Genomic DNA, 20,388 nt, shown 5'->3' with positions numbered 1-20,388 from the left:
CGCGCAAGCTGGCGACTTCGTGCGGAGGCGCGCCGACGCAGGGCCGATGCAAGTTGTCCGGCTGCCGTCACAGATGGCGAAGGAATGTCCGCTTTTCAGGGTGCGCGATGGGTGGACTTCGATTTTCGGACAGACGATATGGCTGGTATTCGCAACCATCCTCAGCCGCGCTTCTCAGCGTTGCGCTTGCGCGTGACGGCGCCCTTCTTCGCGGAGGCCGAGCGTTCGGCGGCGGTGCGGTTCGCCGCGGCGGCGCCACCGAGGCGCCCGCCCTTGCGCGAAGGTCCGTGCTTCTCGGCCTTGCCGCCGCTCTCGGCATTCACCGTGGCCCAGGCGCGGCGCTCGGCCTCGCCCTTGGCCACGCCGCGGTGCTCGTAGCCTGCCTCGATGTGCTCGGCCTTGCGTTTCTGCTTGTCCGTGTAGGACGACTTGTCGCCTCGTGGCATGTGCATCGCTCCTTCAGGTTGAGACGCTTCCCATGCTGGCCCGTCGCCCCGCGCCGTGGGTCGGAAGAGGCAGGCGCTGCGCGTCAGCGCAGTCTGGCGCGCGAGCGGGTGCGCAAGGTGATCGAGTAGCGCAGCGCCTCGGTCGGCGCGATCGCGTGCTGCCAGGCCCAGCGCGCCGGCCCGCGCAGCAGGTACACGGAGCGCGGCTCGACGAGGACGTCGAGCGCGGCTGGCCCCGACGCGGGCGCGCCGGGCACGTAGGGCCGGAACTGCATCACCGCGTCGCCGCACAGCGAGACACCCACGATGTCCTCGAAGTCGGGCACGTCGCGGTGCCAGCCCAGCGGCGTGCCAGGGCGGTACTCGGCGATCAGCATGTGGGTGAGGTCTTCGGGCGCCAGGCCCGCCCAGGCGGCGGCCTTTGCGCGCAGCGGGTGCAGCGCCTCGGGCAGCGGCGCGCCGGGCTTGAGGCGGTTGGTGTCGAAGTCGTAGCTGCCGCCGAAGCTGGTGCCGCGCCGGCGCGCCGTGTATTCCTTGTAGCGCATCTCCTTGAGCGGCAGACCCTGCACGATGCGCAGCAGACCGGCCTCCTCGTCGTGCGACAGGAGCCCGGGTTCGTAGCGCAGGCCCTCGATGGCCGCCGCGGGCGCCTCGCCGAACAGGTCGGGCTGGCCGGCGTGTTCAAGGCGTCGGGTGGCGCGCATCGTCTTCCCCGGCCTGCCCGGCCTCCCCGGCCAGCTGCACATGCCACCAGCGCGGCAGCAGCTCGCGGATCTCGGCGCGCGCAAAGCGGTCGTCGAGCAGGTGCAGCACGCCGGTGTCGGCCTCGGTGCGGATCACGCGGCCGGCGGCCTGCACCACCTTCTGCAGGCCCGGGTAGAGGTAGGTGTACTCGTAGCCCTTGCCGAAGCGCGACTGCATGCGCTCGCGCGTGATCTCGTTGAGTTCGTTGTACTGGGGCAGCCCCAGGCTGGCGACGAAGGCGCCGATGAGCCGGCTGCCCGGCAGGTCGATGCCCTCGCCGAAGGCGCCGCCGAGCACGGCGAAGCCGATGCCCTGCCCGCCTTCTTCGAAGCGCGCGACGAAATCGTGGCGGTCGGTTTCGCGCATGCCGCGCGTCTGCGTCCACACGGGCACGCCGGGGTGGCGCAGCGAGAACGCGGCGCAGGCCTTGTCCAGGTAGTCGAAGCTGCTGAAGAAGGCCAGGTAGTTGCCGGGCAGGCGCTCGAACTGCGCGCCGATGATGTCCGTCACATGGCGCAGCGAGCCGGCGCGGTCGCGAAAGCGCGTGGAAACGCCGGTCGCCACCTCGACGCGCAGCTGCTGGCCGCGAAACGGCGATTCGACGTCCAGCAGCGCCGTGTCTTCGGGCAGGCCGAGCGCGTCGCGGTAGAACGCGAACGGCGCGAGCGTGCCCGAGAAGCAGGTGACCGACACCGCGTCGGCGAAGCGGCCTTCGAGGAAGGGCCCGGGCACGAGGTTGCGGATGGCCAGGCCGCGCTGCTCCTGCGTGGCGCCCAGCGTGCGTTCGAACACCGAGTGGTCGTCGAAGACCTCGGCCAGCCGCGCGAAGTGCAGTGCATCGAAGAAGAAGCGCTGCAGCGGCCCCTGCGCCGCATCGGGCGTGGCGGCGAAGTGCTCGGCCATCACGGTGTTGGCGGCCTGCAGGGTGCGCAGGAAGCGCTCGGGGATCTCGTCGGCCGTGTCGTAGTCCGCGGTCTGCGCCTGCTGCAACGTGTCCCATTCGCGGAACAGCCGCGCCAGCGGGCCGCGCACGGCGGCGGGCGCAGCGCGGTGGGCTTCCTCCAGCGCGGCGCCTTCGAGCTTCGCGGTGTACATGCCACGCGCACGCTCCAGCAGGTTGTGCGCCTCGTCGACCAGCACGGCGACGCGCCAGCCGGCGTCCTTCATGCTGGCGAACAGGAAGGCGCTGCCGTCGAAGTAGTAGTTGTAGTCGCCCACGACGACGTCGCTCCAGTGCGTCATTTCCTGCGCCAGGAAATAGGGGCACACCTCGTGCGCGAGCGCGACCCGCCGCAGCGCCTCGCGGTCGAGCCAGCCCACCTGCGCGGCCTCGGCGCGCGCGGCCGGCAGGCGGTCGTAGAAGCCGCGCGCCAGCGGGCAGGCCTCGCCGTGGCAGGCGCGGTCGGGGTACTCGCAGACCTTCTCGCGGGCCGCGAGTTCGAGCACGCGCGGCCGGTGGGCGCCGCCCTGCCCCAGCACGCGCAAGGCATCCAGCGCCACGGGCCGCCCGGAGGTCTTGGCGGTGAGGAAGAACACCTTGTCGAGCTTGTGCGCCGCGCGCGCCTTGAGCAGCGGAAAGAGCGTGGCCAGCGTCTTGCCGATGCCGGTGGGCGCCTGCGCCAGCAGGCAGCGCCCGCCCACGGCGGCGCGGTAGACCGCCTCGGCCAGTTCGCGCTGGCCGGTGCGGAAGTCGGCGTGGGGAAACTCGAGTTGCGTCAGTGCGTCGTCGAGCGCGCCGCGGTGCGCGGCCTCGCGCTGTGCCCAGTCGCTGTAGCAGGCGCACAGGGTCTCGAAGTGCGTGCGCAGGGTGTCGCGCGTGTGCTGTTCTTCGAGCACGGTTTCGTCGCCGCTGGCCAGGTCGAGGTAGACCAGCGCGACGGTCAGGTGCTCGTGCCCTTCCTGTTCGCACAGCATCCAGCCGTAGCAGCGCACCTGCGCCCAATGCAGCGCGCGGTGGTTGGCGCGGATGGCGTCGAAGTCGCCGCGGAAGGTCTTGATTTCTTCCACCCGCGCCTGCGCGGGGTCGTAGCCGTCGGCCCGGCCGCGCACGCGCAGCGTGCCGCAGGTGGTGGCCAGCGGCACCTCGCTCTGGTAGTCGCCGCCGCGCCGGGCCTGCACCAGCGCGTGGCCGGCCATGCCTTCGAGCGCGCTGGGCGCGGGCACGAAGCGCAGGTCGAGATCGCCCGCCTTGGCGCCGAAGGCGCACAAGGCCTTGACGGACACGACGTGCGCCGCCAGGACGGCGGCGGACGGCGGGAGAAAGCGGGCTTCGGAAGGCATGCTGCCGATACTGTATGAAACAACAGTATAGCGAGAGCGACCCGTAGCAAAGCGTGACATACAGCCGTATCGGGGCCTTCTCCGACAGGTTCGGCCCTGTTTTTCGGCAAGACTTGGCAAGTTTTGCTTACAAATGCATTCATGAAAACTCCCTCCGCGATCGACCCTGTCGAATTCGACCGCCTGCTGGGGCGCAACCTCAAGCTGCCGCTGCTGGGCGGCCTGGTCGGCGCCGTGGCGTTCGTCGTGCTGATCCTGTATCTGCTGTCGACCATCAGCTGGGTGGAGCACACCGACCAGGTCACGCGCGCCGCCAGCGAACTGCAGCGCCGCTCCATCGACATGGAAACCGGCATGCGCGGCTACCTGCTCACCGGCGAAGAGACCTTCCTGGAGCCCTACCAGAACGCCGAGCCGCGCCTGAAGTCCGACACGGACGCGCTGCGCCAGCTGGTGTCGGACAACCGCCGGCAGGTGGAGCGCCTCGAGCGCATCGCGGGCCTGCAGGAGTCGTGGCTGGCGTTCTCGCGCGAGATGATCGAAGCGCGCCGTGCGGGCCAGGACACGCAGGCCACCGTCCGGCTGGGCCGCGGCAAGCACCTGACCGACGAGATGCGCGCCGAGTTCACGGCCTTCATGGACACCGAGCAGACGCTGCGCTTCCAGCGCAACAACGAGGCCAACCGCACGAGCTGGTGGGTGGTCGGCCTGTTCCTGCTGTTCACGCTGGTGTATTCGGGGCTGGTGTCGTACTTCGGGCGGCGCCAGCTGATGCGGCTGTCCGACAGCTACGACGTGGTGCTGGCCGAGCAGGCGGCGCATGCCGAGCGCCTGTCGCAGGAGGCCTGGCTGCGCAACGCGCAGACCGAGCTGGTGGGCGAGCTGGTCGGCGAACTCAGCGCGCCGGACATGGGCCGCAAGATCCTCGCGTTTTTCTCGCGCCACCTGGGCAGCTCGGTGGGCGCGCTCTATGTGCGCGAACGCCACGGCCCGCTGCGCCGCGCCGCGAGCTACGGCTTCTCCAGCGAAGCCGAGGCCTCGCCGCAGGTGTTCTCGCCCACCGAAAGCCTGGTCGGCCAGGCGGCGGCCGAGCAGCGCCGCATGCTGATCGACCCGGTGCAGGCCGATTACCTGAAGGTCAACTCCGGCCTCGGCGAGATGGCGCCCAAGGCCGTGCTGCTGCTGCCGGTGGCGAGCGACGGCGCCGTCAACGGCGTGGTCGAGCTGGGCCTGCCCGGCACGCCCGACGCGCGCAGCGGCGAACTGCTCGACCTGGTGGCCGACGACATCGGCACCTCGCTGGCGGCGGCGCGCTACCGCGAGCAATTGCAGGACGTGCTGGCCGAGACCCAGCAGCTCAACGAGGAACTGCAGGTGCAGCAGGAAGAGCTGCGCACCGCCAACGAAGAGCTCGAAGAACAGTCGCGCGCCCTGCGCGCCTCGCAGGCCATGCTGGAGAACCAGCAGGCCGAGCTGGAGCAGACCAACAGCCAGCTGTCGGAACGCACCGAAGCACTCGACCAGCGCAACACCGCGCTGCGCCGCGTGCAGCGCGACCTGGAAGACCGCGCCGACGAGCTGCAGCGCGCCAGCCGCTACAAGTCGGAGTTTTTGGCGAACATGTCGCACGAGCTGCGCACGCCGCTCAACAGTGCACTCATCCTGGCCAAGCTGCTGGGCGACAACCCGCAGGGCAACCTGTCGCTCGAACAGGTGAAGTTCGCGGAATCGATCTACGCCTCGGGCAACGACCTGCTGGTGCTGATCAACGACATCCTGGACATCGCCAAGGTCGAGGCCGGCAAGCTCGAACTGGTGCCCGAGGAGGTGCCGCTCGACAAGCTGGCCCAGAGCCTGGAAAGCACCTTCCGCCCGCTCGCGACCGACAAGAACCTGGAGTTCCGTCTGGAGCTGCGGCCCGACGCGCCGGCCCTGCTGGTCACCGACCGGCAGCGCGTGGAGCAGATCCTGAAGAACCTGCTGTCGAACGCGATCAAGTTCACCGAGCGCGGCGAGGTGGCGCTCACGGTGTCGGCCACGGCCGACGGCGGCGCGGCCTTTGCGGTGCACGACTCGGGCATCGGCATCGACCCGCAGCAGCACGAGCTGATCTTCGAGGCCTTCCGCCAGGCCGACGGCACCACCAGCCGGCGCTACGGCGGCACAGGGCTGGGCCTGTCGATCTCGCGCGACCTCACGCAGCTGCTGGGCGGCTCGCTGACGGTGAAGAGCGAAGCCGGCCAGGGCAGCACCTTCACGCTGCAGCTGCCGCCGCGCGCGCCGCAGACGATGCCGGCGCCGGCCGTGCCGGTGGGCACGCTGCGGTCGGTGTCGAGCGCCTCGCCCTCGCATGCGCCCGCCGTGCTGTCGCCGCCGCCGCTCGCACCCCCTGCCCCCGCGCCCGTGGTGCCGGCCCCGCGCTTCGCGGACGACCGCTCGATCCCGCGCGACCAGGTGCGCCGCGTGCTGGTCATCGAGGACGAGCCGCAGTTCGCCCACATCCTGTACGACCTGGCGCACGAGCTGGGCTACCGCTGCCTGGTGGCGCACGGTGCGGCCGACGGCTTCGAGCTGGCCACGCAGTTCGTGCCCGACGCGATCCTGCTGGACATGCGCCTGCCCGACAGCACCGGCCTGGACGTGCTGCAAAAGCTCAAGGACTCGCCGCACACGCGCCACATCCCGATCCACGTGGTCTCGGCCGCCGACAACGCACAGGCCGCGGCGCTGCACATGGGCGCCATCGGCTTCGCGCTGAAGCCGGCCACGCGCGAGGAGCTGACCAAGGTGTTCGGCCGGCTGGAAGAAAAGCTCACGCAGAAGGTCAAGGTCGTGCTGCTGGTGGAAGACGACGCCTTGCAGCGCGAGAGCGTGATCAAGTTGATCGGCGACGACGACATCGAGATCGTCGCCGTCGGCTCCGGCGAGGAGGCGCTGGCGCTGCTGCGCACGCGCGTGTTCGACTGCATGATCACCGACCTGCGGCTGCCCGACATGCAGGGCAGCGAGCTGCTCAAGGCCATGGCGGCGGAAGAGATCGTGTCGTTCCCACCGGTCATCGTCTACACCGGGCGCAACCTCACGCGCGACGAAGAAACCGAGCTGCAACGCTACTCGCGCTCGATCATCATCAAGGGCGCGCGCTCGCCCGAACGGCTGCTCGACGAGGTGACGCTGTTCCTGCACAAGGTGGAGGCTTCGCTGTCCAGCGAGCGCCAGGGCATGCTGAAGACGGCGCGCGGGCGCGACCGCATCTTCGAGGGCCGCACCATCCTCCTCGTGGACGACGACGTGCGCAACATCTTCGCGCTCACCAGCGCGCTGGAGCAGCGCGGCGCCACGGTCGAGATCGGCCGCAACGGCCGCGAAGCGCTGGAGCGGCTGGACCAGGTCAGCGAGATCGACCTCGTGCTGATGGACGTGATGATGCCGGAGATGGACGGCCTGGAAGCCACGCGCCGCCTGCGCGCCGACCCGCGCTTCGTGAAGATGCCGGTGATCGCCATCACCGCCAAGGCCATGAAAGACGACCGCGACCAGTGCCTGGCCGCCGGCGCCAGCGACTACCTGGCCAAGCCGGTGGACCTGGAGCGCCTGTTCTCGCTGCTGCGCGTGTGGATGCCGAAGATGGAGCGCCTGTGACCCGCAAGCCCCTTCCCGCCGCGCTGCAGGACCCGGCCACCGCCCCCATGCAGCCCCAGCCGCTGAGCGACACCGAGATCGAGCTGCGCCTGCTGATGGAGGCCATCTACCTCAAGTACAGCTACGACTTCCGCAACTACACCACGGCCTCGCAGAAGCGCCGCGTGCTGTATGCGCTGGAGCAGCTCGAGCTGCCCAGCATCTCGGCGCTGCAGGACCGCGTGCTGCGCGACGCGGCGCTGTTCGGCCAGCTGCTGCAGTTCCTGACCATCCCGGTGAGCGAGATGTTCCGCGACCCGGCCTACTTCCTGGCGCTGCGCCGGCACGTGGTGCCGATCCTGCACACCTACCCGTCGGTCAAGGTGTGGGTGGCGGGCTGCAGCACGGGCGAAGAGGTGTTCTCGCTGGCCATCCTGCTGCGCGAGGAAGGCCTGCTCGAGCGCACGCAGATCTACGCCACCGACATCAACCCGGCCTCGCTCGAGAAGGCGCGCCAGGGCATCTTTCCGCTCGAGGCGATCCGCGGCTACACGGCCAACTACCAGCGCGCGGGCGGCCTGAGCGCGTTCTCCGACTACTACACCGCCGCCTACGAGGCCGCGCGCTTCGACCCCTCGCTGTGCGCCGACGTGATCTTTGCCGACCACAGCCTGGCCACCGACAGCGTGTTCGCCGAGACGCAGCTGGTGTCGTGTCGCAACGTGCTGATCTACTTCAACCGCCAGCTGCAGGACCGCGCGCTCGGGCTGTTCCACGAGTCGCTGTCGCACCGCGGTTTTCTCGGTCTGGGTTCGAAGGAGAGCATCGACTTCTCGGGCTACGCCGACCGCTTCGACGCCCACGCGCGCGCCGAGCGCATCTACCGCAAGGTCGCATGAAGCGCGCCGGCACGCAGCACCGTCCGTTTCCGGTTCGCCGCGTCGAGGCCGTGGTGCTCGGCGCCTCGGCGGGCGGCATCGACGCGCTCAGCGCGGTGCTCGACGGCCTGCCGGCCAACTGGCGAATTCCGATGGCGGTGGTGCTGCACCTGCCCGAATCGCACGAGAGCCACCTGGCCGAGATCTTTGCGCAGCGCCTGCCGATTCCCGTGCACGAGGCGCTCGACAAGATGCCGCTGGTGGACGGCTGCCTGTACTTCGCGCCGCCGGGCTACCACCTGTCGATCGAGCGCGGGCGCCGCTTTTCATTGAGCTGCGAGCCGCCGGTGCTGTTCTCGCGCCCGTCCATCGACGTGCTCATGGCCTCCGCCGCCGACGCCTACGGGTCGTCGGTGGCCGGTTTTCTCATGACCGGCGCCAACGAGGACGGCGCCGAAGGCCTGCTGCGCATCCACCGCGCCGGCGGGCTCACCGCCGTGCAAGACCCGAAAGAAGCCCTGGTTCCCACCATGCCCCTCGCCGCCATTGCGCGCCACACCCCCGACCACGTGCTTCGGCTGCGCGACCTGCGCATCCTGCTGCAGCTACTGGAGCCCGCCCATGCCCATTGAGGTCGAAAGCAAGCTGCTGATCGTCGACGACCTGCCCGAGAACCTGCTGGCGCTCGAGGCGCTGATTCGCGCGCCCGGGCGGCTGGTGTACCGCGCTGGTTCGGCCGAGGCCGCACTGGCGCTGCTGCTGGAGCATGAATTCGCGCTCGCCATCGTCGACGTGCAGATGCCCGGCATGAACGGCTTCGAGCTGGCCGAGCTGATGCGCGGCACCGAGCGCACGCGGCACATCCCGATCATCTTCGTGAGCGCCGCCGGGCGCGAGATGAACTACGCCTTCCAGGGCTACGAAAGCGGCGCGGTCGACTTCCTGCACAAGCCGCTCGATCCGCATGCGGTGGTCAGCAAGGTGAGCGTGTTCGTCGACCTGCACCAGCACCGCAAGGCGCTGCGCCACGAAATGGAATCGCTGGCCGCCGCGCATCGCAAGCAGGAAGAGCTGGTGCAGCAGCTGCAGCACACGCAGCGCGAGCTGGAACGCGCGGTGCGCATGCGCGACGACTTCATGTCGATGGTGTCGCACGAGCTGCGCACGCCGCTGAACACGCTCTACCTGGAGGCGCAGCTGCGGCAGCTGCACCTGTCCAAGGGCAAGCTCGACAGCTTCTCGCCCGAGAAGCTGCCCACCATGATCGAGCGCGACCAGCGGCAGATCCGCAACATGGTGCGGCTCATCGACGACATGCTCGACGTGACGCGGTTGCGGCGCGATGCGCTGTCGATCCAGACCAAGCCGGTCGACCTGGCCGAGCTGGCCCGCGCCGTGGTCGACAACCTGCGCCACCAGGCCGAGGCCGCGGGCTGCACCATCAGCCTGGACGCGCCCCCGGCGCTGCGCGGCGTGTGGGACGAGTTCCGCATCGAACAGGTGCTGACCAACCTGCTGACCAACGCGCTGCGCTACGGCGGCGGCAAGCCGGTCGAGATGACGGTGCGCCAGGACGGCGACCAGGCGGTCGTGAGCGTGCGCGACCAGGGCATCGGCATCTCGCCCGAGGACCACCAGCGCATCTTCGAGCAGTTCGAGCGCACCGACGTCAGCCGCAAGCATGCGGCCGGCCTGGGCCTGGGCCTGTACATCACGCACAAGATCGTGAGCCTGCATGCGGGGCGCATCGGCGTGGAGAGCACGCCGGGCCACGGCGCGCGCTTTTTCGTCGAGCTGCCGCTGCAGACGCCCGCTGCCGCGCCGGACGCCGAGAAGTAACAAACGAGGCCCCTGTTACGGTTTCCCGTAGGCGCTGCGTCGATACTGCGGGATCGCAATCAATGGATGCCGAGAGAAAACAACTGTGAATGTGCTGATCGTCGACGACAACGAGGCCGCAGCCGACCTGCTGCGGGAGCTGCTGACGCTGCAGGATCACACCGCCCGCTGCACCTACACGGCGCAACAGGCGCTGGACGCTGCGGCCGGCGAGCGCTTCGATGCGGCGCTGATCGACCTCACCCTGCCCGACTTCCCGGGCACCGAAGTGGCGCGCCGGCTGCGTGCCACCGCGGCTGAAGGCACGCCGCGGTTGCTGGTGGCGATTTCTGGTTTTTCGGAACGGGACGCTGCGAATGCGGCGCCGGGCGAGGTGCTGTTCGACCACCACCTGCAAAAGCCCATCGACATCGGGGCGCTCGAGCGCATCCTCGCGCCGGGCTGAGCAAGCCCCCTCGCCTTTCAGCGCATCGCGCGGTAGCGGTAGAGGCGAAAGCCGTCTTTCTGGATGAAGCCGCTGGGTTCCCAGCCGCGTGCGAGCGCACGGTCGGTGATCTGCGCCATCTGCAGACCGATGCTGTCCTGGAGGTTGTCCCCCACGGCCAGTTCGAACTTTCGGAGTTCGCCGTCCAGGGCCTCGACCGCCGCCATGGCGGCCTCGACATCGGTGAAAGGCCGAACGCTGGTCTGCATTTTTTGTCGCTCCTTCGACGCCCTCCGCGCCGGTTGAACGATCCAAGGCAAGTGTCATGCCCCGGACCGAAAGAGTCTTCCGGGCATGAAATGAATTCTTTGACCTTACAAATGTGACTGAATGTGACGTTTTCGTCAGAGTTCACGCCAAGAATTGGCATGCCCGCACGCTTGCGGGTGGCGGGTCAATCGCGGTCGTCATCCTCGTCGTCGTCGTTCGGCGCACGGTAGGGATAGCCGGGGCCGTAGTAGAGGCGCCCGCGCGGTGGGACGTAGATCGGGGCCGGCCGGTAGTACACGGGCGGCGGCGGGCGGTAGTAGGCCCGCGGCGGTGGCGGCTCGTAGTAGATCGGGGCCGGGTACGCATAGACGGGCGGCGGCACGTAGTACGGCGGCGCATAGACCGCACCGGGCGTGCCGATCTGCACCGACCAGTTCGTGCGCGCGCTGGCGGCGCCCGTGGCGAGCAGCGCGCCGGCCGCCATCGCGGCCAGTGCGGCCCATCTGAAAACGGAAGAATCACTTGGGGAATGCATGGTGGCTCCAGGCCTGGCGCGAACGGCGCCGGCGTGGTCCTGCAACGCCACACGCCCCCGCGTGGTGCACCTCGAAGCGCACCAGCTGGTTGCCAAACGTGAACGGAATTTTCAGTCGACGATCGCGCGGCGCGACAGCATCACGTCGTCGCCGGTCGTGTTGAAGGCGATGGTCGGCGCGCTGAAGTCGCTCAGCGGCGCGCCCAGGCCGATCTCGCCGCGGCCGTGCAGCACGCACTCGTCGCGCCGCAGCGCGATCTCGTTGCTCGGCCCGCCGTTGCCATGGAAGCGCACCCAGGTGCCGTAGGTGCTGACGTCGATCAGCACGCAACTGCCCTGCCGCACCTCGATGCGCGCATGCAGCCGCGACACGCGCGGGTCGTTGACCACGAACTGCGCGTCGCCCACGCGGCCCAGGTGAATGGGCAACTGGTCGATGCGGAACATCGAGCGCACGTCGAGCCACGCGAGCTCGATGTGGCCGAAGGTGGAATCGGGTGGCAGCCGCGCCGGCAGCAGCGCGGCCGGCACGGTGAGGAAGCTGGTGAGGTCTTCCTGCCAGTCGATGCGGTGGACGATCGACATCTCGCTGCGCCCGCGGATGCTGATGGGCCCGAGGTCGCGGTGCTGCACGGCACCTTCGTGCAATTGCATGATCACCGTCTCGGTGACCCAGATCTGGCCGGGGCCGGCCAGGTCGCTCAGGCGCGAAGCCAGGTTGACGGCGTCGCCGAAGCAGTCGCCCTCCACCTCGACCACGTCACCGCTGGCCACGCCGATCTGCAGCGCCATGCGCAGCGGCACGGGCCAGCCGGCCAGGCGCTTCTGGTGGTAGCGCTGCAGCTCGATCACCGCGTGCGTCGCGGCAGCGCCGCTCGTGAAGATGGCGAACACGCCATCGCCCAACGACTTCACGACCCGGCCGCCGTGGGCCTCGCACACACGCCCGATCCATTGGGTCAGCCGCGTCACTGTCTCGGTGGCACGTGCATTCCCCATGGCCTCGAAGACCCTGGTACTTCCGGTCAAGTCCGCGAAAACGACTGTGGAATTGACACCCATACTGTTTTTTCTTGTGGCAGCAAGCGCTGGTTATGTTGCTCTGGACCTTTCGCCGCTCCTGCGAGAAGTTTCCCCGACATGCGCCATCACATGCAAGGAACGATCCGCAGAAGCTTCGTGTTGACGCTGCACGACCCGGGCCCACTGCCGCATCGTGCCGGTGAGTTCTAAAGTTTTTTAATACTTTTGGACTCAAAACTCAAATGACAACAAAAGAGACCGCTAAAGCTTGTTGTTTGCAAACAAGAAACGGTGTTTCACATCTTGTGTCTCGGCCAACTGAGGCTTAAGGTAGCGACCGTCTCAGCTCCCGGCAATACGCTTTTCGTGACATGCTGCTCTTTCGCCGCCTTTTTCAGCTCCTGAACGTACCCGGCCTGGGATCGCGGCAGGTTGCGGAAAGTCAGCTTGGCCGCATTCGCATGGCGATGCTGTCGGTGCTTCAAGGACGCGGCGGCCAATCGATCCAGCGCATCAGCCAACGCGTGCGCTTCGCCGGCGATGTCGAGACCCTCTGGTATCTGCGTCAGGACGTGATGGTTGCGCTCAGCGCCATCGACGGCGAATCGGCCGCGCGACGCCAGATGAAAGACATCAACAGCATGTTCAAGGGCGGCCTGCCCGGCTCGATGGGCCCGCGCGTCCATCAGCGTTTCACCAACCAGTGATGTCCTGATCGGCCGGCATCGCAGCGGCACCGGTGGCCGCCTGCGTGCTGGCTCAATGCTCGTGGCCGTGATGGTCGTGACTGTGGTGATCATGGTCATGGTGGCCATGCCGATGGCCCCACACCAGGAACACGTCGCGTCCCTCGGCGGCCAGCGCCACCTTCGCACCTACCGGCAGCAGCACCTTGGTCTGCACGTGCCCGAACGGCAGGCCGGCAATGACCTGCACCTTCCTCAGGCTGGCGCGCAGCCGGTCGATCACCGTGTTCATGCCGAAGCCGCGGTCGTAGCCGGCGATGTTGCGCACACCCGTGAACTGGCCGAACACGACGGCCTTCTGGCGCGCCAGCACGCCCGAGAGCTTCAGCTGGTCGAGCATGCGTTCGATGCGGTACGGGTGTTCGTTGGTGTCCTCGATGAAGAGCACGCCCTTGTCGACCACCGGGAAGTACGGCGTGCCCAGCAGGCTGGTCAGCACGCAGAGGTTGCCGCCCCAGAGCACGGCGTCTTCGATCGGCTTGACCTTGAGCTCGGCATCGCGCGCCGGCATGCGCCAGCCGGTGCCTTCGCCCTGCCCGCTCAACAGGTCGTCGAAGCAGGCTTCCATGATGTCATCGGCACCGCCTTCGGCGCCGAAGTCTTCGCCGACCGCAGGGCCCGACCAGGTGACGGCGCCGTTCTTGGCCAGCAGTGCGTTCTGCAGGGCCGTGAAGTCGCTGCAGCCGACGAACTCGGTGCCCTTGTCGATGGCCTTGGCCAGCGCCTTGTACGGCAGCGCGTCGAGGATGCGCGTGAGGCCGTAGCCGCCGCGCGCGATCAGCGCCACGTCGGCGCCGCTCGCGGCTGCGCGCGAGACGGCGGCGAGCCGGGTGGCGTCGTCGCCTGCGAAACGCTGGTGCGCCGAGAGCGCGGCTTCATCGACTTCGACTTCATGGCCCAGAGCCTTCAGCCGCGCCACGCCGCGCCGGAAGGCGGCCTTGTCACGGATGGCACTGGAGGGGGAATAGATGTAGATATGTTTGGACGTCACGTCGTCGAGTATCCCATTGCGTCCCGGATCTGCCGGGCCAGGGGGGGGGCCTGCGCCGCCGTTGGCCCGCCCGATGCGGCACGCGGACCGAGCGCCCGCAGCGCGGCTTCGTAGCCCCGGTCGGGGAACGGCGCGCGCCAGGCGTCCTTGGCGCGCACGCCGCAGTCGGGTGTGGCGAACGTCGCGGTGAAACGGCCCGGCGCCGCCGTTTGCAGCAGCGCGGCCAATTCGCCGCCCGCCGCGCTGTACACCAGCGCGAGCGGTTCGGGATGGACTTGGTCGAGCCACGCCAGCAGCACGTCGCGGTGCCATTCGAGCCGGTGCGTGGCCTCGCGCTTGGGCTTGTCGCTCTTGCCGAAGCCGATCAGGTCAGGCACCAGCGTGCGCAGGCCGGGCGTGCCGACGAGGTGGCGGAAGAAGTAGCCCCACTCGCCCGGGCCGTGCAGGCACAGGGCATCGGCCACGCGGCCGTCGCCGCCGACCGAGCCGGTCTCGTCGATCCAGTGCAGGCGCCAGCCCTGCAAGATTGGCAGGTCCTGGACGTGATGCGGCGCGAAGCCGAAATCGGTGAGCGCCGCAAAGCGTTCCGCGGGCGTGCGCAAGGCATCGTCGCGCAACGGCTCGGCCAGCGCGCGCGCGACGCTGCGGCGTTGCTGAAAGAAGCGCTGCAGCACCGCGCTGCAGTCGTCGGCCAGCACGCCGCCCTGCACCCGCGTGTGGTGGTTCAGCTTCGGCTCGGCGAACAGATCGAGCACCGAGCCCGCGGCGCCGGTCTTGGGGTCGGCGGCGCCGAACACCACGCGTGCCAGCCGCGAATGCAGCATGGCGCCCGCGCACATCGCGCAGGGCTCGAGCGTGACGAACAGCTCGCAGCCGTCGAGCCGGTAGTTGCCGAGCGCGGCGGCGCCAGCGCGCAATGCGTTGATCTCGGCGTGTGCGCTCGGGTCGTGCTGCGCCACCGGCGTGTTGCGGCCGGTCGCGATGACCTGCCCGTCCTTCACCAGCACCGCGCCCACCGGCACCTCGCCTGCATCGGCCGCGCGCTGCGCTTCCTGCAGCGCGAGCACCATCCAGTGCGCGTCGTTCGCTGGCTCAGTTGTCATCGGGCATCTTGCGGGCCTGGGCCGCGGCGTCGAGGGCGTCCTTGACCTGTTGCTGGACCTGCTGCGCTTGCGTGCGCGCATCGACAGCCGCAGGGGCCGACACGCCAGGCGCGGCCGGTTGTTTGGCAATGGCGGTGCGGGACAGCTGCTGCTTCGCCAGCAGCCCGACAACCACCAGCGCGAGCACGAGGCCGATCAAACCGAACATCCGCATCTCAGCGTGCCTCCGGTGCGACGGCCATGCCGAGCCGGTCCATCCACACGGCCAGCGCCTGCTCGTCGGCCGAGCCGGCGCGGTAGACCTCGCGCATCGCCACATGCGATTCGGGCCGGTGCTGGTTGAGCTTGATCTTGCATTGCAGCGCCGTCACGTGCAGCTCGAAGCCCATGATGCCGGCCAGCATCTTGCGCTGGAACTCCTCGCCGAGGTCCTTCCACTGCTGGGCGTAGGCCGGCTCGTGGTCGCCGATGAGCTTCTTGAGCAGCGCGTCCTTGGCCTCGGGCGCCTCGACGAGCCGGGCTTCGACGGTGCAATGGACCGCGAGGTAGTTCCACGTCGGCACCCGCGCCAGGTCGGGATAGACCGAGGGCGACAGGTAGGCGTGCGGCCCCTGGAACACCACCACCGCGCGTGGCCGCGCCTGCAGGTAGCGCCAGTGCGGGTTGGGCTTGGCGCAATGTCCCAGCAGCACCAGCGCATCGCCCTCGCGCTGCTCGGCCACGATGGGCAGGTGCGTGACGAAAGGCAGGCCCTCGTCGTCGTTCGAGATCAGGTTGGCAAAGGGGTGGTCGCGCATCAGGCCCAGCGCGACGGCCGGGTCCTTGGCGTTGAACTGCGGAGGCATGTACATGGGGCGGGTTCCTCGTGGGGAGGTCCGATTGTCCCCGAGTCGCCCCCGGCTTGCGGGGCAGCAGGCTACTTGGCGCGTGCCGCTTCGAGCTGCTTCACCATCGCCGTGTAGCCGCGCGCCTTGGCGAGCTGCAGCGGCGTGAGGCCCTGGCGGTCGGCCAGTTGCAGGTTGGCGCCGCCGGCGATCAGCGCGGCCAGCGTGCGCTGGTGGCGCGCGCCACCGTCGCCGAGCACGATCGACTCGATCACCGCCGTCCAGTGCAGGTTGTTGACATGGTCCAGCGGCGCACCGGCCGCGACCAGCCGTCGCACGACCTCGTCGTGCCCCAGGTGCGCGGCGGCAATCAATGCGGTGCCGTCGTAGCGGCTGGTGACCTGCCCGGGCTTGGCGCCCAGTTGCAGCAGCAGCGTGAGCGTGGTCACGTCGTCGGCCACGGACGCGATGGTCACGGCGTCGTAGCGGTCGTCTTCGAGCAGGTCGATGTTCGCGCCCGCCTTGGCGAGCAGCGTCACGGCATCGCGTTGGCGCGCGTAGGTGGCGACCTGCAGCGGCGTGCGGCCGCGCGCGTCGCGCACGTCGAGGCTGGCGCCGGAAGCGATCAGGCTCTTGAGCTTGGGCAGGTCGCCGTGCCAGGCGGCGCGATGCAGGCCCTCATAGGCCAGCACTTCGGCGGCCAGCGGCGGCACCTGGGCCGCCGCGCCGGGCGCGGCGCTCCAGCCGATCGCGGCGGCGAGCACCGCCGACCAGAGACCGCGCGCTGTCATCAGAGCTGGCCCTTGACCTTCTCGAGCGCGGCGTTGGCGCACTGCTCGTCGAGGTGGCCGCCGGGCGCACCGCCCACGCCCACGGCACCGATCACTTCGTTGCCCGACTTGATCGGCACGCCGCCGCCCAGCAGCAGGAAGCCCGGCAGGTACACGAGGTTGGCGGCGCCGGGGTTCTTCTGGGCGCCTTCCATCATGGCTTGCGTGGGGCTCTTGGCCGAGGCCGAGGTCCAGGCCTTGCGTTCGCTCGACGACAGCGTGTGCGGGCCGGCGTTGTCGGCGCGCTGCACGGCGCGCACGGTGCCGGCGCGGTCGACCACGGTGGCGGCCACGTTGTAGCCGTTGGCAGCGCAGGCGGCGACAGTTTCTGCGGCGATCTGGTTGGCCAGCGCGAGCGAGATGTTCTTCTCGGTGCGAACAGCGGGGGCCGGCGTCTGGGCCTGGGCGACGGAAGCAGCGAGCAGAACGGCGAGGCCGCCAACGCGGATGATCGATTGCATGTGTTGTTTCTCCAGTGATGAGAGGGTTCGTGCCGGCCTGTGCCGACCACGGTGTCACTGTAAAAAATACGGTCCGCTGCAACCATTCGTACGGCTACGCCCGGCACTCCGTAGAACTACGGAGCGCCCTCTTCTCCCGCATCCGACGCCAGCACGGCATAGCGCCGGATCAGCTGCGCCAGCGAGTCGCAGTCAAGCTTGGCGAACAGGTTGGCGCGGTGGGTCTCGACGGTGCGCGGCGACAGCGCCAGCACGCGCGCGATCTCCTTGTTGGTGAGCCCCTGCACGATGAAGGCCAGCACCTCGCGCTCGCGCTCCGACAGCTGCGCCACCCGTTCGCGCGCGGCGTTGTCGGCCTGCGAGCGCTCGCGCGTGCGCACATGCTGGCGCACGGCCTGCTGCAGGGCTTCGAGCAGCTGCTCGTCGTCCACCGGCTTCTCCAGGAACTCGGCCGCGCCGGCCTTGAAGGCGCGGCGGCACATCTCGACCGTGCCGTGACCGGTCAGCATGATCACGGGCTGGTCGACGCCTTGCGCCACCAGCCGGTCGAGCACCGTGAGGCCGCTGATGCCGGGCATGCGCACGTCCAGCACGATGGCGCCGACGCTCGCGCGATCGAAGCCGTCGATGAAGGCCTGCGGATCGGCCCAGCCCTGCACGCGCAGGCCGACCGTGCCGATCAGCAGCGACAGGCTGTCGCGCACGGCCTGGTCGTCGTCGATCAGGTGGATCAGGGGCGATTGGGGCTGGTCGGCGGTCAACGTGGTCATGTCGAAGGTGCCACCAGCGGCAGCAGCAAGGTGAAGCGCGCACCGCGCGGCGAGGCGTTGGCGGCGCTCAGGCTGCCGCCCATGCCGCTGGCCAGCGTTTCGCTCAGGCTCAGGCCGAGGCCCAGGCCGCCTTCGCGCGTGCTGAAGAAGGGTTCGAACAGGCGCGGCAGCGCCTCGGGCGCGATGCCGCGGCCGTTGTCGGTGACGGTCAGCACGCCCTCCTCGCCGTTGCGACCGACCGAGACCACGAGGCGCCGCTCGGCGGCGGGCACGAGGTCCAGTGCCTGCATCGCGTTCATCAGCAGGTTGTGCACGATCTGCTCCAGCGCCACCGCCTCGGCCTGCACGCGCACGGGCGCCTGCGCGCTGGCATCGAACTGGGCCGCCACGCCGTGGCGCGCGAACTCGGGCGCCAGCAGATGCATGGCGCTGCGCACCACCTCCTGCAGCACCAGCGGCTTCACATCGCCGCCGGCCTCGGGGCGCTCGATGACGCGGCGCAGTCGGCCGACCACGCCCGAGGCACGGCGGGCCTGCTCGACGGCCTGCCCCATCGCGTCGCGCGCGGTGGCGAGGTCGGGCGGGTCGTCGTCGAGCAGGCGGCGCGCGGCCTGGGCGTTGGCCAGCACGGCCGTGAGCGGCTGGTTGAGTTCGTGCGCCAGCCCGGCCGACAGCTCGCCCAGCGCATTGAGCCGCGCCACCTGGCCCAGGCGCAGCAGCTCCTCGGCGCGACGCCGCGCGATGCGCTGGCGCTGCGCGGCCCACAGGCCCGCCAGCAGCAGCGCCATCGCCACCGCCCAGCCGCCGATGGTGCGCCACGGCAGCTCGGCCCAGCCGACCTGGCGTTCGGCCACCAGCTCGAAAGGCTGGCTCGGCGACGCCAGTTCCTTGCTCAGGCTGTAGCGCCAGCCATGTTCGGCCGCTTGGCCGTGCTGCAGCACCAGTTGCTGGCCGTCGCGCTGCAGGACCAGGCGCACGGGACTGCGCTGCGGGTTCATCGGCCAGTCGCGCCAGGGCACCGAGCCGACGAGGTCGATCTCGAGCGCGTAGCTCAACGGCTCCGAGCCGATCACGAGCTGGTAGCGGCCGTGCGCCAGGTCGAGCACGGCCAGGTCGGCGCGGCGTTCGGCGCGCGAGCGGGCCTCGGCGGCGGCCAGCGCGTCGGCGTGTTCGGCATCGGGCCAGGGCTCGTCGGCCGCGCGCCGCTGCACGCGCAGGATCGACGAGTACACCGACGGCAGGCGCCGCTCGGGGTAGTCGGCGCCGGCGTTGGGCTCCAGCAAGGCGAGCGTGGCCAGCACGGCGTCGTACTGCACCACCTGCTGACTCATGAGGCGGTGCGCGATGCGCGCGTCGGTCTCGAAATCCTGCTGGAGTCGGGTCAGCTCGGCGCGCGCGAACCACACGGCGCCGGCGGCCGTGAGCACCACCCAAGCCAGCCACCAACCGCCCCGCGTACGCAACCACTGTGTCATGGCGCGGATTGTGCCCGGCGCCGACGGGTCTCCCCGCTTGGCCGAAAATGCCGACCCAGACATGGCTGACGTGCAGGACTCCCTCTTTTCCGACCTCCCCGAACTTCCGCACCCGGCCGAAGCGGCCGACGTGCCGACGCCTTCGCCGAAGAAATCGCGCGGTGCCACCGTGAAGCCGGTGGCCCCCGACGCGGCGCTGGTCGCCCTCGCCGCGGAGTTGCCGACGCCACTGCGCCTGGGCACCTCGTCGTGGAGCTACCCGGGCTGGGCCGGCCTGGTCTGGGACGGCGACTACGCCGAAACCGTGCTGTCGAAGAACGGCCTGTCGGCGCTCGCGCAGCACCCGCTGCTGCGCACCGTGAGCCTGGACCGCAACTTCTACCGCGCCCTCACGGCCAGTCAGTACGCGCGCTACGCGGCCATGGTGCCCGACGACTTCCGCTTCGTCGTGAAGGCCCCGAGCCTCGTGACCGACGCCACCGTGCGCGACGAAAGCGGCCGCGGCACGCAGGCCAACCCGGTGTTCCTGAGCCACGAGATCGCGCTGCAGGAGTTCGTGCAGCCGGCGCTCGACGGGCTGGGCCACCGCATCGGCGCGCTGGTGTTCCAGCTGAGCCCGATCCCCGCGCATCTGCTGGCCGACCAGCCCGCGCTGATCGCCCGCATCGGCGCGATGCTGGCGGCGATGCCCGACCTGAAGCCGACCGCGCCCGATGCCGTGCTTGCCGTCGAGGTGCGCGACCCGCAGCTGCTGTGCCCCGCCTTCGCCGACATGCTGCGCAGCGTGGGCGCGACCTTCTGCATGGGCCTGCACGCGAAGATGCCGCCCATCGAAGACCAGCTGCCGATGCTGCGCGCCCTGTGGCCCGGGCCGCTGGTGTGCCGCTGGAACCTGCACCGCCGCCACGGCCGCTTCGGTTATGAAGAAGCCGAAAAACTCTACGGCCCCTTCGACAAGGTGCTCGACCCCGACCCCGAAACCCGCGCCGCGCTGGCCAAGGTGATCGCCGGCACCACGGGCGCCGGGCAGAACGCCTTCGTCACCGTGAGCAACAACGCCGAAGGCTGCGCGCCGCTGACCATCGCCTCACTGGCGCAGGACATCGTGGACCGGATCTCCCGCTAGAG

The 20,388-nt window shown here is 69.6% G+C and carries 21 protein-coding genes; 7 read left to right on the top strand and 14 right to left on the bottom strand.

All coding sequences use genetic code 11. The annotated features are described in order from the left end of the window. Positions 1-161 precede the first annotated feature (161 nt). The 3 genes from AC07OH_RS05720 to AC07OH_RS05710 all read right to left on the bottom strand — a co-directional run bounded on the left by AC07OH_RS05720 (position 162) and on the right by AC07OH_RS05710 (position 3,470). On the bottom strand, positions 162-446 hold the full coding sequence (locus AC07OH_RS05720; RefSeq protein WP_495299892.1) for a plasmid stabilization protein: 285 nt from the start codon (positions 444-446) through the stop codon (positions 162-164). A gap of 83 nt (positions 447-529) precedes the next feature. Further along, positions 530-1,150, bottom strand: a complete 621-nt coding sequence (locus AC07OH_RS05715) for an alpha-ketoglutarate-dependent dioxygenase AlkB (protein ID WP_495299891.1) — start codon at positions 1,148-1,150, stop codon at positions 530-532. After that, on the bottom strand, positions 1,128-3,470 hold the full coding sequence (locus AC07OH_RS05710; protein ID WP_495299890.1) for an ATP-dependent DNA helicase: 2,343 nt from the start codon (positions 3,468-3,470) through the stop codon (positions 1,128-1,130). The genes AC07OH_RS05715 and AC07OH_RS05710 overlap by 23 nt, the downstream gene beginning before the upstream one ends. A gap of 141 nt (positions 3,471-3,611) precedes the next feature. Between AC07OH_RS05710 and AC07OH_RS05705 the strand changes: the two genes are divergently transcribed. The 5 genes from AC07OH_RS05705 (at position 3,612) to AC07OH_RS05685 (ending at position 10,253) form a co-directional block, all read left to right on the top strand. After that, a complete protein-coding gene (locus AC07OH_RS05705) occupies positions 3,612-7,112 on the top strand; it encodes a response regulator (protein WP_495299889.1) in 3,501 nt (1,166 codons plus the stop codon). Between the two features lie 47 nt (positions 7,113-7,159). Continuing rightward, a complete protein-coding gene (locus AC07OH_RS05700) occupies positions 7,160-7,990 on the top strand; it encodes a CheR family methyltransferase (RefSeq protein WP_062480071.1) in 831 nt (276 codons plus the stop codon). Further along, entirely contained in the window at positions 7,987-8,601 is a 615-nt protein-coding gene (locus AC07OH_RS05695) for a chemotaxis protein CheB (protein WP_492683760.1), read from the top strand. Before AC07OH_RS05700 ends, AC07OH_RS05695 begins: the two co-directional genes overlap by 4 nt. Beyond that, positions 8,591-9,808: a hybrid sensor histidine kinase/response regulator gene (locus tag AC07OH_RS05690; protein ID WP_495299888.1), complete on the top strand. Its 1,218-nt coding sequence runs from the start codon at positions 8,591-8,593 to the stop codon at positions 9,806-9,808. Before AC07OH_RS05695 ends, AC07OH_RS05690 begins: the two co-directional genes overlap by 11 nt. A gap of 85 nt (positions 9,809-9,893) precedes the next feature. Then, positions 9,894-10,253, top strand: coding sequence for a response regulator (locus AC07OH_RS05685; protein WP_070060569.1), 360 nt, complete (start codon positions 9,894-9,896; stop codon positions 10,251-10,253). A gap of 17 nt (positions 10,254-10,270) precedes the next feature. On the opposite strand, the gene AC07OH_RS05680 is transcribed toward AC07OH_RS05685, so the two are convergent. The 3 genes from AC07OH_RS05680 to AC07OH_RS05670 all read right to left on the bottom strand — a co-directional run bounded on the left by AC07OH_RS05680 (position 10,271) and on the right by AC07OH_RS05670 (position 12,099). Beyond that, positions 10,271-10,501, bottom strand: coding sequence for a hypothetical protein (locus tag AC07OH_RS05680; RefSeq protein ID WP_489056857.1), 231 nt, complete (start codon positions 10,499-10,501; stop codon positions 10,271-10,273). Between the two features lie 185 nt (positions 10,502-10,686). Then, entirely contained in the window at positions 10,687-11,037 is a 351-nt protein-coding gene (locus tag AC07OH_RS05675; protein ID WP_495299887.1) for a hypothetical protein, read from the bottom strand. Positions 11,038-11,148: 111 nt separating this feature from the next. Further along, positions 11,149-12,099, bottom strand: coding sequence for an adenylate/guanylate cyclase domain-containing protein (locus AC07OH_RS05670; protein ID WP_489056859.1), 951 nt, complete (start codon positions 12,097-12,099; stop codon positions 11,149-11,151). A 332-nt stretch (positions 12,100-12,431) separates the two neighbouring features. Here AC07OH_RS05670 and AC07OH_RS05665 point away from each other — a divergent pair, with 332 nt between their 5' ends. Beyond that, positions 12,432-12,767 (top strand): hypothetical protein, encoded by a 336-nt coding sequence (locus AC07OH_RS05665; RefSeq protein WP_489056860.1) that lies wholly within the window; start codon positions 12,432-12,434, stop codon positions 12,765-12,767. 52 nt (positions 12,768-12,819) lie between these two features. Here the strand turns inward: AC07OH_RS05665 and AC07OH_RS05660 are convergent, their stop codons facing one another. The 8 genes from AC07OH_RS05660 to AC07OH_RS05625 form a co-directional block, all read right to left on the bottom strand. Beyond that, positions 12,820-13,797 (bottom strand): LD-carboxypeptidase, encoded by a 978-nt coding sequence (locus AC07OH_RS05660; protein ID WP_495299886.1) that lies wholly within the window; start codon positions 13,795-13,797, stop codon positions 12,820-12,822. Further along, positions 13,794-14,900, bottom strand: a complete 1,107-nt coding sequence (tadA, locus tag AC07OH_RS05655; RefSeq protein ID WP_495299885.1) for a tRNA adenosine(34) deaminase TadA — start codon at positions 14,898-14,900, stop codon at positions 13,794-13,796. Before tadA ends, AC07OH_RS05660 begins: the two co-directional genes overlap by 4 nt. Next, positions 14,890-15,108: a hypothetical protein gene (locus AC07OH_RS05650; protein WP_493192396.1), complete on the bottom strand. Its 219-nt coding sequence runs from the start codon at positions 15,106-15,108 to the stop codon at positions 14,890-14,892. The genes tadA and AC07OH_RS05650 overlap by 11 nt, the downstream gene beginning before the upstream one ends. A gap of 7 nt (positions 15,109-15,115) precedes the next feature. Next, entirely contained in the window at positions 15,116-15,751 is a 636-nt protein-coding gene (locus AC07OH_RS05645) for an FMN-binding negative transcriptional regulator (RefSeq protein WP_495299884.1), read from the bottom strand. Positions 15,752-15,816: 65 nt separating this feature from the next. Beyond that, positions 15,817-16,515, bottom strand: coding sequence for an ankyrin repeat domain-containing protein (locus AC07OH_RS05640; protein WP_070060562.1), 699 nt, complete (start codon positions 16,513-16,515; stop codon positions 15,817-15,819). Beyond that, on the bottom strand, positions 16,515-17,015 hold the full coding sequence (locus AC07OH_RS05635) for a GlcG/HbpS family heme-binding protein (RefSeq protein WP_056581174.1): 501 nt from the start codon (positions 17,013-17,015) through the stop codon (positions 16,515-16,517). The genes AC07OH_RS05640 and AC07OH_RS05635 overlap by 1 nt, the downstream gene beginning before the upstream one ends. Positions 17,016-17,131: 116 nt before the next feature. Beyond that, the gene (locus AC07OH_RS05630; protein WP_492683769.1) at positions 17,132-17,785 is read right to left on the bottom strand and encodes a response regulator transcription factor; all 654 of its coding nucleotides are present in this window, start codon (positions 17,783-17,785) and stop codon (positions 17,132-17,134) included. Further along, positions 17,782-19,260 carry a sensor histidine kinase gene (locus tag AC07OH_RS05625; RefSeq protein WP_495299883.1) on the bottom strand — a complete coding sequence of 493 codons (1,479 nt, stop codon included), beginning with the start codon at positions 19,258-19,260 and terminating at the stop codon, positions 17,782-17,784. Before AC07OH_RS05625 ends, AC07OH_RS05630 begins: the two co-directional genes overlap by 4 nt. A 61-nt stretch (positions 19,261-19,321) precedes the next feature. Between AC07OH_RS05625 and AC07OH_RS05620 the strand changes: the two genes are divergently transcribed. After that, entirely contained in the window at positions 19,322-20,386 is a 1,065-nt protein-coding gene (locus tag AC07OH_RS05620) for a DUF72 domain-containing protein (RefSeq protein ID WP_495299882.1), read from the top strand. Positions 20,387-20,388 lie beyond the last annotated feature (2 nt).

This window comes from Variovorax sp. GW821-FHT10C12 (assembly GCF_059415405.1).
This window is presented reverse-complemented; position numbering and strand designations above follow the sequence as displayed.